Here is a 17,707-nt window from a genome sequence, read left to right as displayed (position 1 = left end):
GCACGGGAGAGCAGCGCGGCCGCGTCAGCCGGCCGGGTCGTACCACGTGTCGTCGTCGGTGAGGAGGGCGTCGGCCTCCTTGGGGCCCCAGGTGCCACGGCCGTACGGGTGAACCGGGACGGCGTCGCCCAACACGGGGTCGACGATGCGCCAGGCGGCTTCCACGGTGTCCTGTCTGGCGAACAGCCAGCGGTCGCCGTCGAGAGCGGCGCCGATGAGCCGGTCGTAGGGGCGCATGTCGGATCCCGGGATCTCGCTGAAGGCCAGCTCCTCGTGCTTTGCCTGCCAGCCGCCGCCGGGCTGTTTGCCGGCGAGCGTGAGCGCCACCTGGGTCTCCGGCCAGACCCGGAAGCGGAGCATGTTGGTGGCGGGTACCGGCTGCAGGCCGAACACGTCGTGCGGGGCGCCCCGGAAGCGGATGCTGATCTCGGTGGCGGTCACCGGGAGGCACTTGCCGGCTCGGATGAGGATCGGGACGCCCGCCCAGCGCCAGGAGTCGGCGGTCAGCCGGATCGCGGCGAAGGTTTCGACGGTGGACTTCGGATCGACGCCGTCGACGTCCAGGTAACCGTCGTACTGGCCGCGCACGATGTGGTCGGGCGTCAGCGGTCCGAGTGAGGCGACGGCGAGGGCTTTGGAGTCCCGCCAGGCGCTCAGGCCCTGGCCGGAGGGCGGGTCGGCCAGGACGGTGGCGAGGACCTGCAGCATGTGGTTCTGGATCACGTCGCGGATCGCACCGGTGCGGTCGTAGAAGCGGCCGCGGTCGGAGACGTCGAAGGCCTCGGCCATGGTGATCTGGATGCTCTTGACGTGGGTGCGGTTGAGCAGCGGTTCGATCACGGAGTTGGCGAACCGTGCGAACAGGACGTTCTCCACCGGGTCGAGTCCGAGCCAGTGATCGACGCGGTAGATGGCGTCCTCGGGGAAGTGCTGGTGCATGGTGGCGTTGAGGGCGCGGGCGCTCTCCAGGTCGGTTCCGAAGGGCTTCTCGACCATGATGCGGGCGTCCTTCGCCCGGCCGGCGGTAGCGATGCCCTCGGCGATCCGGCCGAACAGCGGCGGCGGCACTTCGAGGTAGTACAGGGCACGTCCGCCGGTGCCCATGGCCTCGGACATCGCGCCGTAGGTGGCGTCGTCACCGAGGTCGCCGTCCACGTAGCGCAACAGGCCGAGCATCTTGGTCGCGGCAGGGGATTTGGGATCCATGTCGTTGAGGGTGAGCGAGGCCTCGGCGTAGTTGCGGAACTGCTGCAGGTCCCAACCGGCCTTGGCCACGCCCACGATCGGGACGTCGAGGACGCCGCGTTCGACCAGTCCCACCAGCGCGGGGAAGGTCTCCAACTTGGCGAGGTCGCCGGTGGCACCGAAGATGACCAGGGCGTCCATCTGTCGTGTCGTCATCGCTGACTCTCCTGTGCGGTCGGGGCGTTCAGCTCAGTCGGTCGGCGATGTGGTCGCCCACCCGGAGCGCGTTGGCGATGGCGGTGAGCGACGGGTTCACGGCGCCGATGCTGGGGAAGAAGGAGGTGTCCACGACGTAGAGGTTGTTCACATCGTGGGCCCGGCAGTTGACGTCGAGGGCGGACGCCTTCGGGTCCGTGCCGAAACGGACGGTCCCCGCCTGGTGGGCGGTGGCGCCGATGGGCATGCCCTTGTGCAGGTAGATGCTGTGCGAGAGCAGGTGGTGCTCGTGCATGCCGAGTTTGCCCAGCATCCCCTGGAGCTTGTGGCGCAGGCGTTTGAGTCCGGCGATGTTGTTCTTCTCATCCAGGGCGAGGTGGATGCCGCCGTCGGCGTCGAGGGTCACCCGGTTGTCCGGGGTCGGCAGGTCCTCGCCGCACAGCCAGAAGTCGACGGCGTGGTGGGCGAGCACCTCGAAGGGAATGTCGGGAGAGACGGCGCCGGCCCAGCGCGGTGCCTCGCCGTGGATCTGGTCGGCGTCGGACTTGCCGAGCATCTGGATGCCGCCGAGCGGGTAGTCCCAGTCGTCGGCGCCGAGGTACCAGTCGTGCAGGGCGAGCGTCTTCTGGAACACTGTCGGGTTCGGTTCCTTCGACACGGCCATCAGGGCGAGGTTGTTGTGCCGCATGTAGTGCCGGCCTACTACCCCGGAGCTGTTGGCCAGCCCGTTCGGGTGCCGGTCGTTGGCGGATCTCAGCAGCAGCACGGCGGAGTTGACGGCCCCGCAGGCGACCACCACGATGTCGGCGGCGAAGGTGGCGGTGGTGCCGTCGCCGAGCTCGGCGACCACGCCGGTGACGCTCTGGCCGGCGGGATCGGTTTCCAACCGGCGTACGTCGGCGTTGGTGATCATCGTGACGTTGTCGTGCTCCAGTGCCGGATCGACGCAGATCACCTGCGCGTCGGACTTGGCGCCCAGGAGACAGGGGAAACCGTCGACCCGGTCGCATCGGATGCAGGCGCTGCCGTGAACCGCGCGGCCCTGGTCGTCCTGGATGAGATTGACGCCGATCGGAAGGTGGAAGGGGTGCAGGCCGTGCTTCTCGAGGTCGTCGCTGAGCTGCTGGATGCGTGGCTCGTGCTCGACCGGCGGGAAGGGGTACTGGGCGCTCGCCGGGCCTTCGGTCGAGTCCTCCCCGTGGCGGCCGTGGACCCGGTAGAGCTGCTCGGCCTGGGAGTAGTACGGCTCCAGGTCGGTGTAGTCGATCGGCCACGCGGGGGAGAGCCCGTCGTGGTGGTGCAGCTCGCCGAAGTCCTCGGGGCGCAGGCGGAACAGCGCGGCGCCGTAGAACTTGGTGTTCCCACCGACGTAGTAGTTGACCTCGGGCGGGAAGGCGTTGTCGTCCTTGTCGTACCAGTATTCCGGGGCGCGGTACTTGCCCTTGACGAAGACCGCGGTGGAGTCCCAGTTGTCCCGTTCGCGAGGGAGGTAGTCGCCCCGTTCCAGGACGAGGATGCGCTTTCCGGTCGGCGCCAGCCGGTGGGCCAGGGTGCCACCGCCTGCGCCGGTGCCGATGATGATGACGTCGTAGTGCTGATCGCCGGCCACGGAGGATTTCCGATCTGGAGTCGTTGCCTGCCCTGCAGCGCCTGCCCGCCCCCGGGGGTGATCATGACGGCGGGGTGACATCACCGCTCCACCGCCTCGGCAGGACAAGTCCCGTCCCCTGCAAGCTACCGCCGGATCGGGCGGGCGGCACCTCAGGGACGGTGCGGGGAACCTGGGCCGCGGGAGGGCGGGGCCAGGGCGAGCAGCGCCGCCCGGACGGTCTGTTCCGCGCTGCCGGAGGCGTCCACGGTGGCACCGGGCTCACCGGGCTGGAGCGGCTCCAGGAGCCGGTACTGCGAGTCGAGCAGCTCCGGGCGAATGAAATGCCCGCGCCGGGCGGTGATCCGCTCCAGGGCCACGGCGGGATCGAGTGACAGGTGGAGGAACCACACCTCGACACCCGGCGGGCGCAGCCGGTCACGGTAGTCGCGCCGCAGTGCCGAGCACGCGATGACGCCGCCGCCCAGCTCGGCGGTGGTGCGGATCCACTCGGCGACGGCCGACAGCCAGGGGCGGCGGTCGGCGTCGTCGAGGGGCCGTCCGGAAGCCATCTTGGCGCGGTTCGCGACCGAGTGAAGGTCGTCGGCGTCGGCAAACGGCACGTCGAGCCGATCGGCGAGCCGGCGGCCGATCGTCGTCTTTCCGCTGGCGGAGACGCCCATCACGATCACCACGCGGTTGCCGAGCACGGGCTTGGCCATGGTGCGCGGGCCTCCCTGCGTCAGCTGCGGGATCATTGGTGTCGTACCCACTGTCGTCCAGGGGAGGCCCGGCCGCCGCCGGGCACACCGAGGCGGTCCGGGCCGCCGGGCACGGGAGGTCCGCATGGCGGCCGGCGATTCCACCGGGGCCCGGACGATGCTGCCGTATGCCCTGTCGGAGCTCGGCGGCCTGCCCGAGGGCTGGCCGGCCGTCGTGTGGGACGGTCGCGGCCCGGCACCGCCCGACGGCGCCCTGGCGGCCGTCGAGTTCTTCGTCGTCCCGTACACCCGCACCGATGCGGCGGTGCCCGTGCTGGGACGGCTGCCGGCGCTGCGGGTGGTGCAGTCGTTGAGCGCGGGGGTGGAGGACCTGCTGCCGCACGTGGCTCCGGAGGTCACGCTCTGCAACGCCCGGGGGGTGCACGACACGAGTACGGCCGAGCACGCGGTGACGTTGCTGCTGGCTGTCCTGCGCGGGATCCCCGACCTCGTCAGGGCCCAGGAGGCACAGCGGTGGTCGGCGGGCTTCCGTCCGGCGCTGGCCGATCGGACGGTCCTGATCGTGGGCTACGGGTCGATCGGTGCCGCCGTCGAGGCCCGGCTCGTCCCGTTCGAGTGCGAGGTGCTCCGGGTGGCCCGCTCGGCGCGGCCTGCTCCGCGCGGGCCGGTGCACGCCATGGCGGAACTGCCGTCCCTGCTGCCGCGGGCCGACGCGGTGGTGCTGACCGTGCCCCTCACCGAGCGGACCCGCGGCCTGGTCGACGCCGGGCTCCTGGCCCGGCTGAGGGACGGCGCCGTCGTGGTGAACGTCGGCCGGGGTGCGGTGGTGGACACCGCGGCGCTGCTCGCGGAGCTGCACTCGGGACGGCTGTGGGCAGCGCTCGACGTCACCGACCCGGAGCCGCTCCCGCCGGGGCACGCTCTGTGGACGGCGCCGAACACCCTGATCAGTCCGCACGTGGCCGCCACCACGTCGGCCTTCCGCCCACGGGCGCTGGCGCTGGTCCGCGTCCAGTTGGCGCGGTACGCCGCGGGCGAGCCGCTGGCGAACGTGGTGTCTGCCGGTCGCGGCTGACCCGCGGCGGGCCGGGTGGCCTCCACGGTGCGTCCGAGAATCCGAGCCTCAGAGGATGGCGATCGGGTTGACCGGGGAGCCGGTGGCGCGTGGCAGCCGCAGCGGAGCGATGACGCAGAGGAAGGACCAGCGGCGCTCCCGGACGCAGAGCGGCACGAGGTCCTCGAACTGCAGGTAGTCCAGCAGGTGGAGGCCCATCGCATGGACGGCGAGCACGTGGACTGGGTAGTCCACGCTCTCCGCCGGGGACGGCGCGGCGTCGTTGTTGCCGTCGCTGCCGAGGGCGACGACCCGCCGTTCGGCGAGGAACTCCATGGCGTCCGGGTGGAGTCCGGCGCGGGCCTTGGTCGCGTCCCACGGGCCGCGTTCGGCTCGGCGGCGGCGGTGGCCGACCCGGACGAACAGCAGGTCGCCCGGGCCGACCCGGACGCCCTGGGCAGCTTCGGCCGCGGCCAGTTCCTCGGCGCCCACCTGTTCGCCGGGCTCCAACCAGGGCACGTTGCGCAGCCGCGGGACGTCCAGCAGGACGCCGCGGCCGACGATGCCGTCCCGGACCAGGTCCACCGAGAGCGCCTCGGCCCCGTGGGCGGTCAGGGTGTCCGCGTCGACGCCCCCGTACAGTGTGCCGTCGTAGACGACGTGGCAGAGCGCGTCCAGGTGGCTGTCGGCGTCGCCGTGCACGTTCATGGCGATGTGGTCACGGGCGAAGTCCAGGCCCTCGTCGGGCACCCGGCCGGCCACCGCGCCGGTCATCCGGTGCACGGCCGGCTCGGGGTTGTCCGGCCCGGGGCCGGTCTCCACCGGTGCGGCCAGCGAGACCCGTAGCCCCGCCCGCACCTCGCGGGCGGCTGCCGCCACGCGTTCCGGGGTGAGCTCGGCGAGGGCGCCGTCGGGCCGGTTGCGGCGCAGCCGCCGGTACAGCTCGCGGAACTCGGCGGCGCCGACCGCCGCGGTGCTGGGGTCCACGGCCACTCAGGACCCCAGTTTCGCGTCAAGTGCGTTGTCCAGGGTATTGGCCGCCATGATCAGGGAGAGGTGGGTGAACGCCTGTGGGAAGTTGCCCAGTTGCTCACCGGAGGGGCCGATCTCCTCGGCGAACAGGCCGACGTGGTTGGCGTAGGTGAGCATCTTCTCGAACGCGTAGCGGGCCTGCCGCAGCCGCCCGGCGCGGGCGAGGGCGTCGACGTGGAGGAAGGTGCACAGGCTGAAGGTGCCCTCGGAACCGCGCAGGCCGTCGGGAGAGGCGGCGGGGTCGTAGCGGTAGACCAGGCTGTCGGAGACGAGCTTGCGGTCCATCGCGTCGAGTGTGGACAGCCAGGCCGGGTCGCGCGGCGCGAGCAGCCCGACTCGGGGAATGACCAGCAGCGAGGCGTCCAGGACGTCACCGTCGTAGTGCTGGACGAGCGCCTGCTCCTTCTCGCTCCAGCCCTTGGCCATGATCTGGTTCAGGATCGCGTCGCGCGTGTCGCGCCAGTGCACGATGTCGGCCGGGCGGCTGAACTGCTCGGCCAGACGGATGCCCCGGTCGAAGGCGACCCAGGTCATCACCCGGCTGTAGGTGAAGTCCTTGCGGCCGCCGCGGGTCTCCCAGATGCCCTCGTCGGGCCGGTCCCAGTTGTCGGCGAGCCAGTCGAGCATCCGCGCCGTCGCCCGCCAGCTGCGGTAGCCGGCCTGGATGCCTACCTCACGACCCTCGGCCAGCGCGTACAGCGCCTCGCCGTAGATGTCGAGCTGCAGTTGGTCCATCGCGGCGTTGCCGGCGCGGACGGGGTAGGAGCCGCGGTAGCCCTCGAAGTGCTCCAGGATCTCCTCGGTCAGCTCCGGGTCGCCGTCCACCCGGTACATGATCTGCAACCGCTCGCCGGGCAGCTCAAGCCGTTCGTGGAGCCGGTTGCTGAGCCAGTGCGTGTAGGCACCCGCCTCCTCGGCGAAACCGAGATCGAGCAGTGCGCGCACCGATAGCGAGGCGTCCCGCACCCACGTGAATCGGTAGTCCCAGTTGCGCTCGCCGCCCACCTGCTCGGGCAGTCCCATGGTGGCGGCGGCGATCGGCGCGCCGGTAGGGGCGTAGGTGAGCAGCTTGAGGGTGATCGCCGAGCGGTGCACCATGTCGGGCCAGCGGCCGCGGTAGCTGGAGGTGCGAACCCAGGCCTGCCAGAAGTTGACGGTGTCCCAGAGGGCCTCGGTGAGCTCCTCCTCGTTCGCCGGGGGCGGCGGTGCGCCGTCCGCGGCGCAGACGGTCAGCACGGCACCGGCGGTCTCGCCGGCGTTGAGCGTCACGGTGCCGGCCACGTCGTCGCCGGCGCGTTCCACCGGGAAGGTGGTACGCAAATGGCAGGCGATGCCGGGGGAGTGGAAGGCGGCGTACCGGTCGTCGAGATGGAGTTCGTGGGTCGCGCGGCCGTAGTCGAAGCGGGGCCGGCATTCGAGCGTGAACGTGACACTGCCGCGGACGGCACGAATCGCGCGGACCACGGTGTGGCGGTCGGTGGGTGTGCCGGACGGATTGGGTGGCATCCAGTCGATCAGTTCGCCGACGCCCTCGGGCGACATGAACCGGGTGACCAGGACGGCGGTGTCCGGGTAGTAGAGCTGGCGGTAGGTCACGTCCTCGGCGTCGGGGCCGATCCGGAAGTGACCGCCGCGGTCGTGGTCCAGCAAGGCGGCGAAGATGCTCGGCGAGTCGACCCTGGGCGCGGCGAACCAGTCCAAAACGCCCTTGGACGAGACCAGTGCGACGGTCTGGAGGTCGCCCACCAGGCCGTGGTCGGCGATCGGGGGGTAGCGGTCCATCAGCACTCTCCGTATCAAAGATCGAGGCCCCCCGCATGACGCTAACCGAGCTCCTTCCGCCCCGGTCGTTGCCGTTGGCGATATCAGCTGACCTGCCCCCCGGACGGCCGAGTCGGCGTCTGCCGCGACGGTCGGCCGGCCCTGCTGCGCGCCGGGCGCGGCGTCACGCCCGGGCAGGTCCTTCGGATGATCAGGACCCCGGTTCGGCGCGTGATGTCAGAGGTTGTCCCCGGGCAGCCCCGCAGAGGAGGTGTCGGAGTCGGTGAGCGGCTCCAACCGGCCCTTCGTGTCGAGCCGGTAGACCAGCACCAGTGCCGGGACGACGAGCACGACCGCGATGAGCGTCACGATCCCCAGCCACCGCAGGCTGTGTGCGGCCCCGGCGGCCTGGGACACCGTCAGCGAGGTCGGCAGGAGGTACGGGCGCTGGGCGAAGCCCCAGGCCAGCACGGCCAGTCCGACGGTCGCCACCGCTGAATAGCGGGACCAGCCGTGAAGCCGACGCCCGAGGAACAGGACCGTGGCAAGGCCGCAGACACCGGCCAGGATCGCCATCAGCAGTCCGAGGCCGCTGGTGAGGCCGTCCCACACGTACCGTGCGTCGTTCCGGGTAATGGGCAGGGCAGCGAGAGCGATGACGACGACGGCCGCGAAGGCGATCCACGCCCGCAGGCGGAAGTAGTCGACGAGGTCGTGGGCTCCGAACCGCCGTGCGTCGGAAGACAGGAACACCGCACCGAGGAGGGCGGTGGCGGCGACGGCCAGCAGGCCCGCCAGGACCGAGGTGGGGTTGGCCCAGGCATCTGCGGACGCCGGGGTGCCCACCGCCACCCGTCCGGAGGCGATCCCGCCCAGCACCGCTCCGAGGAAGAACGGCGTGAGGAGCGAGGAGATCGCGAACGCCGCGCCGTAGACGCGCCGTTGGGCGATCCGCCGGGTCGGCTTGCGCAGGGCGAACCCGGCGCCGCGGAGGAGCTGCCCGACGGCCGCGAGGGCGAGCGGCAGCCACATCGCCTCGAAGACCGCCTGGAACATCGCGGGGAAGCCGGTCCACATGATGATCAGGATGAAGATCAGCCAGACGTTGTTGACCTCCCAGACCGGTGCCATGGCGTGGTCGATCAGCCAGCGTGGCCGTTTGCCGCGCTCGGCGCCGCCGGCAAACAGGTCCCAGAAGCCCGCGCCGTAGTCGGTGCCGCCGGCGCAGGCGTAGGCGGCGATAGCGATCACCAGCAGCCAGGCGATGAGGTCGGCCATCATCGGGCACCGCCGGGCGTCGTGCCGGACCCGCCGTGCCCCGCCCCGGCTTCGGCCGGTGCGGGCTCCCGTCTGGGCCCGTAGGGGGTGTCGGTCTCGGGATCGAGCGCCCCCCGCATCGCTGCACCTTCGTCGGCGATGCGCCAGCGGGTTCGCATCTTCAGGAGCACTGTCAGGAAGGCTGCGAACACGAGCGCGTACAGGACGATGACGATGCCGAGCATCGTCCAGATCCCGGCGGCTTCGGTGGAGGTGACGGCCTCCGACACCCGCATGTTGAAGTAGACGATCCACGGCTGGCGACCGACCTCGGTGGTGATCCATCCGCACTCCACCGTGATCAGGCACGCGACTCCCGCCAGGGCGGCGCAGGAGAAGAACCACCGGTTCCGCGGCAGGTCCCGGTGCCGCCACCACAGCCAGGCGTACCAGAGCGCGAGCAGGATCAGCACGCTTCCGATCGTGGCCATGATGTCGAACGCCCAGTGCACGATGGTCGCCTGCGTGGCCGTGGGGCGGTCGGACGCCGGCACGGTGGTCAGCCCGGTCACCTGGGTGCTGGGCTTGAACCCGGCGAGGATGGAGTCCAGTTGCGGGATCTTGATCCCGCCGGAGATCGTGCCGTTCCCGTTCAGCCGTCCGAACACGTACTCCGGCACGTGGGTGTCGGTGTTCCAGACGATCTCCATGGCGGCGAACTTCACCGGCTGCTTGTGGAAGACGGCGCGCGCGGCGGAGTCGCCGAGGAAGAACTGGATCGGGGTGAGGATCGCGGCGACGGTGAACGGCAGAGTGAAGCCGAGCTTGTGGTAGCGGTCGCGCCGACCGCGCAGCCAGCCGACCGCGTAGACGCCGGCCACCACGTAGCCGGCCGTCATGAACATCGCGACCACGAAGTGCCAGTACTGGGGGCCGAACATCGGCGTGAAGATCGCCTGCTGCACGTTGACGTTCACGGGGTTGCCCTGGGAGTCCAGGGTGAAGCCCTGGGGTGTGTTCATCCAGGAGTTGGCCGCGATGATGCCGAACGCCCCCATCGCGGCGGTCAGCGGCAGCGGCACGGCCAGCCACCAGTGCGTCCACGGCTTGAGCCGGCGCCAGCCGTAGAGGTACACCGCGATCAGGACTGCCTCAAGGAAGAAGGCCCACGCCTCCACCCCGAAGCCGAGGCCGAAGACGTCGCCCCAGCGCCCCATCATGCCCGGCCACAGCAGGCCGAACTCCAGGGACAGCACGGTGCCGGTGATGATCCCGATGGCGAACTGCACCGCCATCACCGCGGACCACCGCCGGGCCAGTAGCAGGGCCACCGGGTCGTTGCGGCGCAGCGCGCGGTAGTGCATCAGCACGGTGATGAACGGCAGCGCCACGCCGAACGGCACCAGCAGGATGTGCGAGGCCAGGGTGAAGGCCATCTGCTCACGGGCCGGCAGGAGCTGGGGAGGTGTGTCCGCCAGATGGGCGGCGATGCTGAGCATGTGCGCCTCGATGGTCCGCCCCGCGTGAGGCGGGGCTGAGTGGGGAAGGGCAGCCGTACGACCGGCGCGGACCGGCCGGGCGACGTCAGGAGGAAGTGGACGAGGCCCTCGGCCCGGTGCGGGCATCGGGCGGCGCGGACGGGTCGGTCATGGTGAAGGCGCGTTCGCGCCGCGAGCCGAGGGCGAACACGATCGCCCAACTCAGCACCGCGCCGAACCTGCTGCGGAATCCGGTGAGGAAGGCCAGGTGGATCAACAGCCAGGCCAGCCAGCCGGTCCTTCCCGAGAGGTGCACCCTGCCGACCTTGACGACGGCCCTCCCGCGGCAGATGTAGGCGGCGGAACCCAGGTCGATGTACTTGAAGGGCTTCGGCTGCCTCTTCCTGCCCTCGATGGAATGACGCACCGCGCGGCCCGCGTACGCACCCGTCTGCATGGCGACCTCGGCGAGCCCGGGGAGCCGGTCGAGGCTCATCATGTCGCCGGTGACACGGATGTCCGGATGTCCGGCGAGGGTCAGGTCGGGTTGGACGGCGATGCGCCCGGCCCGGTCCTGGGCCGCTCCGGTGGCCCGTGCCAGCGCGGTGGCGATGGGCGGGGCCTCGACACCAGCCGTCCACAGCACCGTACGCGCCGGGAACCGCGTACTACTACTACTACTACCGTTCCTGTCCTTCACGGTCAGCCCGTCCGCCTCCACATCGGTGACCATCGTGCCGAGGTGGATCTCCACGCCGAGGTCCTGCAGGGTCCGGGTCGCACGGGCGGCGAGGCGCGGTCCGAAGGCGCCCAGCACCGCGTCAGATCCCTCGAAGAGCAGCACCCGTGCCTGGGCGGAGTCGATCGACCGGAACTGCCGATCGAGCGTGAGGCCGGCGATCTCCCTGATCTGGCCCGCGAGTTCCACACCCGTCGGACCGCCCCCGACGAGTGCAAAGGTGAGCCACTGCCGCCGCTCCTCGGGGTCGGTGGCCGTCTCCGCCATCTCGAAGGCCCGGTAGATCCTGCGACGGATGTCGAGGGCGTCGTCCAATGTCTTCATGCCGGGCGCGTGCTCGGCGAACTCGTCATGCCCGAAGTAGGACTGGCGCATGCCGGCGGCGACGATCAGGTCGTCGTAGGGCAACGTCAGAGCCCCGCCGTCGGGTCGCTGCGCGTGCACCACCTTTGCGTCGGGATCCACGTCGGTAGCCTCGGCGAGCAGGCAGCTCACGTTCTGGTGGCGGCGCAGGACCGAACGCAGCGGCTGCGCGATCTGGCCTTCCGACAGGATCCCGGACGCGCACTGGTACAGCAGCGGTTGGAACAGGTGGTGAGCCCGGCGGTCGACCACGGTCACCGCGGCCGGTGCGTGCCGCAGGGCGCGAGCGGCGAACAGTCCGGCGAACCCGCCGCCGATGATCACCACCCGGCGGGGCGTGACGTGGTCCTCCAACATCACTCAGCCGCCCGTGACGAAGCCGAGGAAAGGTGTCAGGCGGCCATCGACGTACGAGGGGGCGCCCGCGATGTGGTCGAACAGGCCGGACCGAACGGCGTCGACCGCGTCGACGGTGCTGTCCGGATGCATCCCCCGGGACTCGGCGGCCATTCCCACGACCATGATCTCTCCTCTTGGCCTATCGAAGGACGCCGCGGCCATGCCCACTGGCGGTCTGGTCGGGGGCTCGGCCGCTGGACGCACTCGGAACAGATGCACGAGCCGTTCTGCGGCACGGAGCTCAAACGAAAGCACGGTGCACGGTGGGCGAACAGACCGGCGCGCCAGGTGGGGGCTCTTCATCAGGTCGCGTCACCGGGACGGACCACCCCCCCGACCGCGACCACGGAGGCCGGCAGCGCACCGCAGGGATACTGCGCCACCGTGTTCGGTGGGCTCCCCGATCGAGCCAAGGCAGCGGACTCCGCAGCGACCACGACGGCTGTCGGAAGACCCGCCCCCGATACGCGGACTCCGACCCGGGCCGAGGCCGGTCACCCTCGGCGGACGCTGAGATCGACCTCGGTGAGCGTGCCGCGCTCGGGCACTACCGGTACGGCCGGCGAGGGCCGTTCGGCAGATCCGTTCCAGCGGCGCAGGGTGAGGATTCCGGGGATTGCCCGCGTCCTGCTTGCCGTGACCTGGAACGGTGCGCACTCTCAGCACGTGCATGTGAGCCAGACCGGACGTCAGTTGACCCTGCGACACGGCGACCAAGTCGCAGTCGTGGTGGAACTCGGAGCAGCCCTGCGCTCGTACACCGTTGGTGACCGCCAGGTGCTCCACGGGTTCGACGCCGATGACCCCATCACCGGAGGGCGTGGCCAGATCCTCGTACCGTGGCCGAACCGGGTCGGTGCGGGACGCTACCGGTGGCGGGGCGAGGATCGCCGATCGGGAGCGACACCACGATCAACGGTGACGTCACCGTCGACGCCGGCTGGTTCAACGGCAACGCGACCCAGAACTTCTGGCGCTCCGCCGAGAACCTCGCCCTCGACCCGGTCAGCGGCACCGACCGCTGGGCCGTCGCCCAGGCCGCCCCGTTCCGCCGGATGCACGTCCGGGGCGGCCTCGACCTCTCCCCGGCCGGCTACGGGTGGGCCAGCGGCGGCTACATCGCCGACAGCAGGATCGACGGCACCGTCGGCAACTACTCCCAGCAGCAGTGGTACACCCGCGACAGCGCGATCGGCGGCTTCACCAACGGCGTCTGGAACCAGGTCTTCTCCGGCGTCCAGGGCGCACCCGCGCAGAGCTTCCCCGACCCGCCGTACACCACGCTGGACACCACGCCCGTCTCCCGCGAGAAGCCCTTCCTCTACCTCGACGGCGCCGACTACAAGGTGTTCGTCCCGGCCGGGCGCGCTGCCGCGCGCGGCGTCTCCTGGGACGGCGCCCTCCAGGGCGAGTCGCGCCCGCTGAGCCGCTTCTACGTCGTCAAGCCGGGCGCCACCGCGGCGACCGTCAACACGGCGCTCGCCCAGGGGCTCGACCTGCTGTTCACCCCGGGCGTCTACCACCTCGACCGGCCGATCGCGATCACCCGGCCCGACACCGTGGTGCTCGGCCTCGGCCTGGCGACCCTCGTGCCCGACAACGGCGTGACGGCCGTCCAGGTCGCCGACGTCGACGGCGTACGGCTCGCCGGCCTGCTGGTCGACGCCGGACCGGTCCGGTCGAACGTGCTGGTACAGGTCGGCCCCGACGGCGCCAAGGGCATCCACGCCGCCGACCCGACCACCCTGCAGGACGTGTTCGTCCGGGTCGGCGGCGCCGGCGTCGGCTCCGCCACCGCGGGCATCGTCGTCAACAGCAACGACGTGATCGTCGACCACACCTGGATCTGGCGGGCCGACCACGGCGCCGGCGTCGGCTGGGACGTCAACCCCGCCGACTACGGCCTCGTCGTCCGCGGCGCCGACGTGCTCGGCACCGGCCTGTTCGTCGAGCACTTTGAGAAGTACGACGTCGAGTGGTCCGGCGAACGCGGCCGCCCGGTCTTCTTCCAGAACGAGAAGGCCTACGACGCCCCGAACCAGGCGGCGATCCAGAACGGGTCCACCCTGGGCTACGCCGCCTACAAGGTCGACGACAACGTCGCCGTCCACGAGGGCTGGGGCCTCGGCAGCTACTGCTACTTCGACGTCGACCCCACCATCCGCATGGACCACGGTTTCGAGGCGCCCACCCGGGCGGGCGTGCGGTTCCACGACCTGCTGGTCGTCTCCCTCGGCGGCAAGGGCCAGTACAACCACGTCATCGACACCACCGGCGCCGCCACCTCCGGCACCTCGACCGCCCCGTCGACGGTGACGTCCTACCCGTAGACGGGCGCCACCCGCCGCGACCGGGGCTGCCACCGTGGGGGTGGCAGCCCCGGTCGCCGGGCGAAATTCGATCTTGCTCCGGCGTGTTCAAGTCCTCTGGGGCGTAAGGCTCCTGGCGGTCCGGGCGGGTGCCGGAGCGGGGTCGGCGCAGCAGCGTTGGCAGGATCCTGACACGATCTCAGGTTACCCTTGGGTAATCCGTTGGTAATGCCCGGGTGAACATTCCCCGGCCCCTCATGAAGGACCCGTACGTGCACGATCACCAGCCCCGCCGTTCCGGCCGCCGACTCGCCGGTCCGGCGCTGGCCCTCGCCACCGCCCTCTGCGCGCTGCCCGTCGCCCCCGCGTTCGCCGACCAGGCCCCCGCGCCGGCCCCCGCACCCGCCCCGGCCGCGCAGACCGGCACCACCCCGCACCTGGACGCGGTGGAACAGGCACTGCGCCAGGTGTCCCCCGGCCTGGAGGGCACGGTGTGGCAGCGCACGGCGGGCAACCGGCTCGACGCGCCCGCCGACGACCCGGGCGGCTGGCTGCTGCAGACCCCCGGCTGCTGGGGCGACCCCTCCTGCACCGAGCGCACCGGCACCCGGCAACTGCTCGACAAGATGCGCGAGAACATCGCACGCGCCACCCGCACCGTCGACATATCCACCCTCGCGCCGTTCCCGGACGGCGCCTTCCAGGACGCCATCGCGGCCGGCCTCAAGGCCTCGGTGGCCGCCGGCAACACGCCGCACGTGCGGGTCCTCGCCGGGGCCGCGCCGCTGTACAACATCACCGCACTCCCGTCGAAGTACCGGGACGACCTGGTGGCCAGGCTCGGCGACGCCGCCGGCCGGGTCACCCTCGAAGTCGCCTCGATGACCACCGCCAAGACCGCGCTCTCCTGGAACCACTCCAAGCTGCTGGTCGTCGACGGGCAGAGCGTCATCACCGGCGGGATCAACAACTGGAAGAACGACTACCTCGACACCACCCACCCGGTCAGCGACGTCGACCTCGCGCTGAACGGCCCGGCCGCCGCCTCCGCCGGCGCCTACCTCGACACCCTGTGGGACTGGACCTGCCGCAACACCGGGGTGTTCTCGGCCGCCTGGTTCGCCTCCACCAACGGCGCCGCCTGCACCCCCGACCTGGAGAAGCGCAGCAACCCGCCGGCCGACCGGGTGCCCGCCACCGGCGGCCTGCCGGTCCTCGCCGTCGGCGGCCTGGGCGTCGGGATCCGCAGCAAGGACACCGCCTCCGGCTACCGCCCGGGCCCGGTGCCCACCCCCGACGACCTCACCTGCGGCCCGATCGGCCTGCACGACAACACCAACGCCGACCGCGACTACGCGACCGTCAACCCGGAGGAGTCCGCCCTGCGCGCGCTCGTCGCGAGCGCCGGCAGCCGGATCGACATCTCCCAGCAGGACGTGACCGGCACCTGCCCGCCGCTGCCCCGCTACGACGTGCGGCTCTTCGACCTGCTCGCCGCCAAGATGGCCGAGGGCGTCAAGGTCCGCATCGTGGTCAGCGACCCCGGCAACCGGGGCACGGTCGGCAGCGGCGGCTACTCGCAGATCAAGTCCCTGAACGAGATCAGCGACACCCTCGTCGCCCGCCTCACCGCCCGCCTCGGCGACCCGGCCCGGGCCGCGACGACCATGTGCGAGAACCTGCAGCTCGCCCCGTTCCGCGCCGCCCCCACCTCCACCTGGGCCGACGGCCACCCGTACGCGCTGCACCACAAGCTGGTCTCGGTCGACGGATCCGCCTTCTTCATCGGCTCCAAGAACCTCTACCCGGCCTGGCTGCAGGACTTCGGCTACGTCGTCGAGGACCGCACCGCCGCCGCCCAGCTCGACCAGCGGCTGCTCGCCCCGCAGTGGCAGTACTCGCAGGCTGCCGCGACCGTCGACTACAGCCGCGGCCTCTGCGGGAGCACGTCGCGGGGCTGACACCGGGGCTGACTCCGGGGCCGGCACCGGGGCTGACACCCCACCACCCGGCCCGGCGGTACCGGGAACCTGGGGGCGACGCCCCCATGCGGCCCCGGGCCGGGGTGTGCCCCGGCCCGGGGCCGCGCGGCGTGCGGGCGCCCTCCGGCAGGACGCGGGAACCGTCGGGCCGGGGCGGTGGAGCAGGCGGCCTCGGGCGTGGGCGGAATGCGGGGGCGGATCCCCCATGCGGCTCCAGCCGGGCTCGACCGATGCTCAAGGCCCAGGAGGACTCACCGCGCGTCGATCGAGGAGCCGCTCTATGGGGAACGCCCTGTCCGTCAGCGTAGTCGCACTGGATCCCGTCCTGGAGGCGGGAGCCGCCAGCACTCTGGGCAACAGCCCGGAGGTCGCGCTGGCGCTCCCGAACGAGCCCGCCGGGGTCGCCGTCGTGATCGTCGACCAGGTGGACCGCCGGGCCCTGGACCTGGTCACCACCACCCGCGAGCAGGAACAGCGGCCCGAGGTGGTCCTGGTGGCCACCGAACTGGTCGCCGCCGAGGCCCGCCAGGCCATCACCGCGGGCGTGGCCGGACTGCTGCGCCGCCGCGAGGTGACCACCGACCGCCTGGTGCGCACCGTGCTCACCGCCGCCGGCGGCGACTGCACCATGTCGGCCGACCTGCTCGACGAACTGCTGGAACACCGGGAGGACACCGCCCGGCCGTACGCCGACGGCCCCGGCCTCAGCGACCGCGAGCGCACCGTGCTGCGGCTGGTCGCGGAGGGCCGGGAGACCGAGGAGATCGCCCGGGAACTCTGCTACTCGGTGCGGACCGTGACGACCGTGCTGCGCGACATCACCCAGCGGTTCCGGCTGCGCAACCGCGCCCACGCCGTCGCCTTCGCGCTGCGCGGGGGCCTGCTGTGACCGGCGCGGCGGTCGCGGAGGTGCAGACCGGGCCGTGGAACGGGACACCGGCCGGCCCGGGGTGCCCGCCCCCGCCGGCCGACCGTGCGCCGGCGGGCCACCGGCTGCGCGCGTACCTCCGGGCCACCGACCCCGCCGGGTACGAGGCCCTGGCCGACGCGCTGAGACGGGCCGGCGTGGACGTGCTCGGCAGCCGCCCCGTCGACGGACCACCGGGCGCGGTCACGGTCGCCGTCGGCGGGACGGTCGAGGAGGCCCTCGGCGTCTGCCCGCCGTCGGTGCGGTCGGGGTCCGGTCCGGCGGTGCTGCTGGTGGCCGAGCGGTTCACGGCGGGCGGTGTGCTGAGGGCGGTGCGCTCCGGCGCGCGGACCATGCTGCGTGCCACGGACACCGGCCCGCACCGGCTCGCCGCCGCGCTGCGCACCGCGCGGCACGGCGAGGGGATGATCCCGCAGGGTGTGGTGCTGCGACTGTTCCCCGCCGGGGCGGAGGAGTCCGGAGCGCGACGCCCCGGGACGCCGCTGACCGCCCGGCAGTCCCTGGTGCTCGCCCTGGTGGCGGAGGGCCACGACAACGCCGCGATCGCCCGGGCGCTGTCCTGCTCGCAGCACACCGTGAAGAACGCCCTGTACGACCTGATGGCGCGACTGCAGGTCCGCAACCGGGCGCACGCGGTGGCGCACGCCGTCCGGGCGGGGCTGATCTGAGACCGGTCCGGTGGGGCGCCGGCGCC

The 17,707-nt window shown here is 71.8% G+C and carries 13 protein-coding genes and 2 pseudogenes; 6 read left to right on the top strand and 9 right to left on the bottom strand.

The window, feature by feature from the left end:
* Positions 1–24: 24 nt before the first annotated feature.
* From zwf to ACFV04_RS15795, 3 genes are all read right to left on the bottom strand, one after another.
* Positions 25–1,401, bottom strand: a complete 1,377-nt coding sequence (gene zwf / locus ACFV04_RS15805; RefSeq protein WP_380335452.1) for a glucose-6-phosphate dehydrogenase — start codon at positions 1,399–1,401, stop codon at positions 25–27.
* Positions 1,402–1,429: 28 nt separating this feature from the next.
* Positions 1,430–3,010, bottom strand: a complete 1,581-nt coding sequence (locus ACFV04_RS15800) for a GMC oxidoreductase (RefSeq protein ID WP_380335450.1) — start codon at positions 3,008–3,010, stop codon at positions 1,430–1,432.
* Positions 3,011–3,162: 152 nt separating this feature from the next.
* On the bottom strand, positions 3,163–3,711 hold the full coding sequence (locus tag ACFV04_RS15795; RefSeq protein ID WP_380335447.1) for a gluconokinase: 549 nt from the start codon (positions 3,709–3,711) through the stop codon (positions 3,163–3,165).
* Positions 3,712–3,835: 124 nt separating this feature from the next.
* Here ACFV04_RS15795 and ACFV04_RS15790 point away from each other — a divergent pair, with 124 nt between their 5' ends.
* Positions 3,836–4,786 carry a 2-hydroxyacid dehydrogenase gene (locus ACFV04_RS15790; protein WP_380529496.1) on the top strand — a complete coding sequence of 317 codons (951 nt, stop codon included), beginning with the start codon at positions 3,836–3,838 and terminating at the stop codon, positions 4,784–4,786.
* Positions 4,787–4,834: 48 nt separating this feature from the next.
* On the opposite strand, the gene ACFV04_RS15785 is transcribed toward ACFV04_RS15790, so the two are convergent.
* The 6 genes from ACFV04_RS15785 to ACFV04_RS15760 form a co-directional block, all read right to left on the bottom strand.
* On the bottom strand, positions 4,835–5,752 hold the full coding sequence (locus ACFV04_RS15785; protein WP_380529494.1) for a cyclase family protein: 918 nt from the start codon (positions 5,750–5,752) through the stop codon (positions 4,835–4,837).
* A gap of 6 nt (positions 5,753–5,758) precedes the next feature.
* Positions 5,759–7,579 (bottom strand): glycoside hydrolase family 15 protein, encoded by a 1,821-nt coding sequence (locus ACFV04_RS15780; protein WP_380529492.1) that lies wholly within the window; start codon positions 7,577–7,579, stop codon positions 5,759–5,761.
* 216 nt (positions 7,580–7,795) lie between these two features.
* On the bottom strand, positions 7,796–8,839 hold the full coding sequence (locus ACFV04_RS15775; RefSeq protein ID WP_380529490.1) for a cytochrome d ubiquinol oxidase subunit II: 1,044 nt from the start codon (positions 8,837–8,839) through the stop codon (positions 7,796–7,798).
* A complete protein-coding gene (locus ACFV04_RS15770; protein WP_380529489.1) occupies positions 8,836–10,314 on the bottom strand; it encodes a cytochrome ubiquinol oxidase subunit I in 1,479 nt (492 codons plus the stop codon). Before ACFV04_RS15770 ends, ACFV04_RS15775 begins: the two co-directional genes overlap by 4 nt.
* An 85-nt stretch (positions 10,315–10,399) precedes the next feature.
* On the bottom strand, positions 10,400–11,752 hold the full coding sequence (locus ACFV04_RS15765; protein WP_380529487.1) for an NAD(P)/FAD-dependent oxidoreductase: 1,353 nt from the start codon (positions 11,750–11,752) through the stop codon (positions 10,400–10,402).
* A gap of 3 nt (positions 11,753–11,755) precedes the next feature.
* The gene (locus ACFV04_RS15760; protein ID WP_380335431.1) at positions 11,756–11,917 is read right to left on the bottom strand and encodes a hypothetical protein; all 162 of its coding nucleotides are present in this window, start codon (positions 11,915–11,917) and stop codon (positions 11,756–11,758) included.
* On the opposite strand from ACFV04_RS15760, the pseudogene ACFV04_RS15755 reads away from it, so the two are divergent.
* The 5 genes and pseudogenes from ACFV04_RS15755 to ACFV04_RS15735 all read left to right on the top strand — a co-directional run.
* Positions 11,879–12,619 (top strand): annotated as a pseudogene (locus ACFV04_RS15755) (hypothetical protein); the annotation flags it as partial. The gene ACFV04_RS15760 and the pseudogene ACFV04_RS15755 overlap by 39 nt on opposite strands.
* Positions 12,620–12,696: 77 nt before the next feature.
* Positions 12,697–14,124 (top strand): annotated as a pseudogene (locus tag ACFV04_RS15750) (coagulation factor 5/8 type domain-containing protein); the annotation flags it as partial.
* 251 nt (positions 14,125–14,375) lie between these two features.
* On the top strand, positions 14,376–16,064 hold the full coding sequence (locus tag ACFV04_RS15745; RefSeq protein WP_380335428.1) for a phospholipase: 1,689 nt from the start codon (positions 14,376–14,378) through the stop codon (positions 16,062–16,064).
* A 301-nt stretch (positions 16,065–16,365) separates the two neighbouring features.
* Entirely contained in the window at positions 16,366–16,974 is a 609-nt protein-coding gene (locus tag ACFV04_RS15740) for a response regulator transcription factor (RefSeq protein ID WP_360263916.1), read from the top strand.
* Positions 16,971–17,681: a LuxR C-terminal-related transcriptional regulator gene (locus ACFV04_RS15735; protein ID WP_380529484.1), complete on the top strand. Its 711-nt coding sequence runs from the start codon at positions 16,971–16,973 to the stop codon at positions 17,679–17,681. Before ACFV04_RS15740 ends, ACFV04_RS15735 begins: the two co-directional genes overlap by 4 nt.
* The last annotated feature ends 26 nt before the right edge of the window (positions 17,682–17,707 follow it).

Source organism: Kitasatospora sp. NPDC059599 (assembly GCF_042735125.1).
Taxonomy (GTDB): domain Bacteria; phylum Actinomycetota; class Actinomycetes; order Streptomycetales; family Streptomycetaceae; genus Kitasatospora.
Note: the sequence above shows the minus strand (reverse complement) of the source record. Positions and strands in the feature narration are given on the sequence as shown.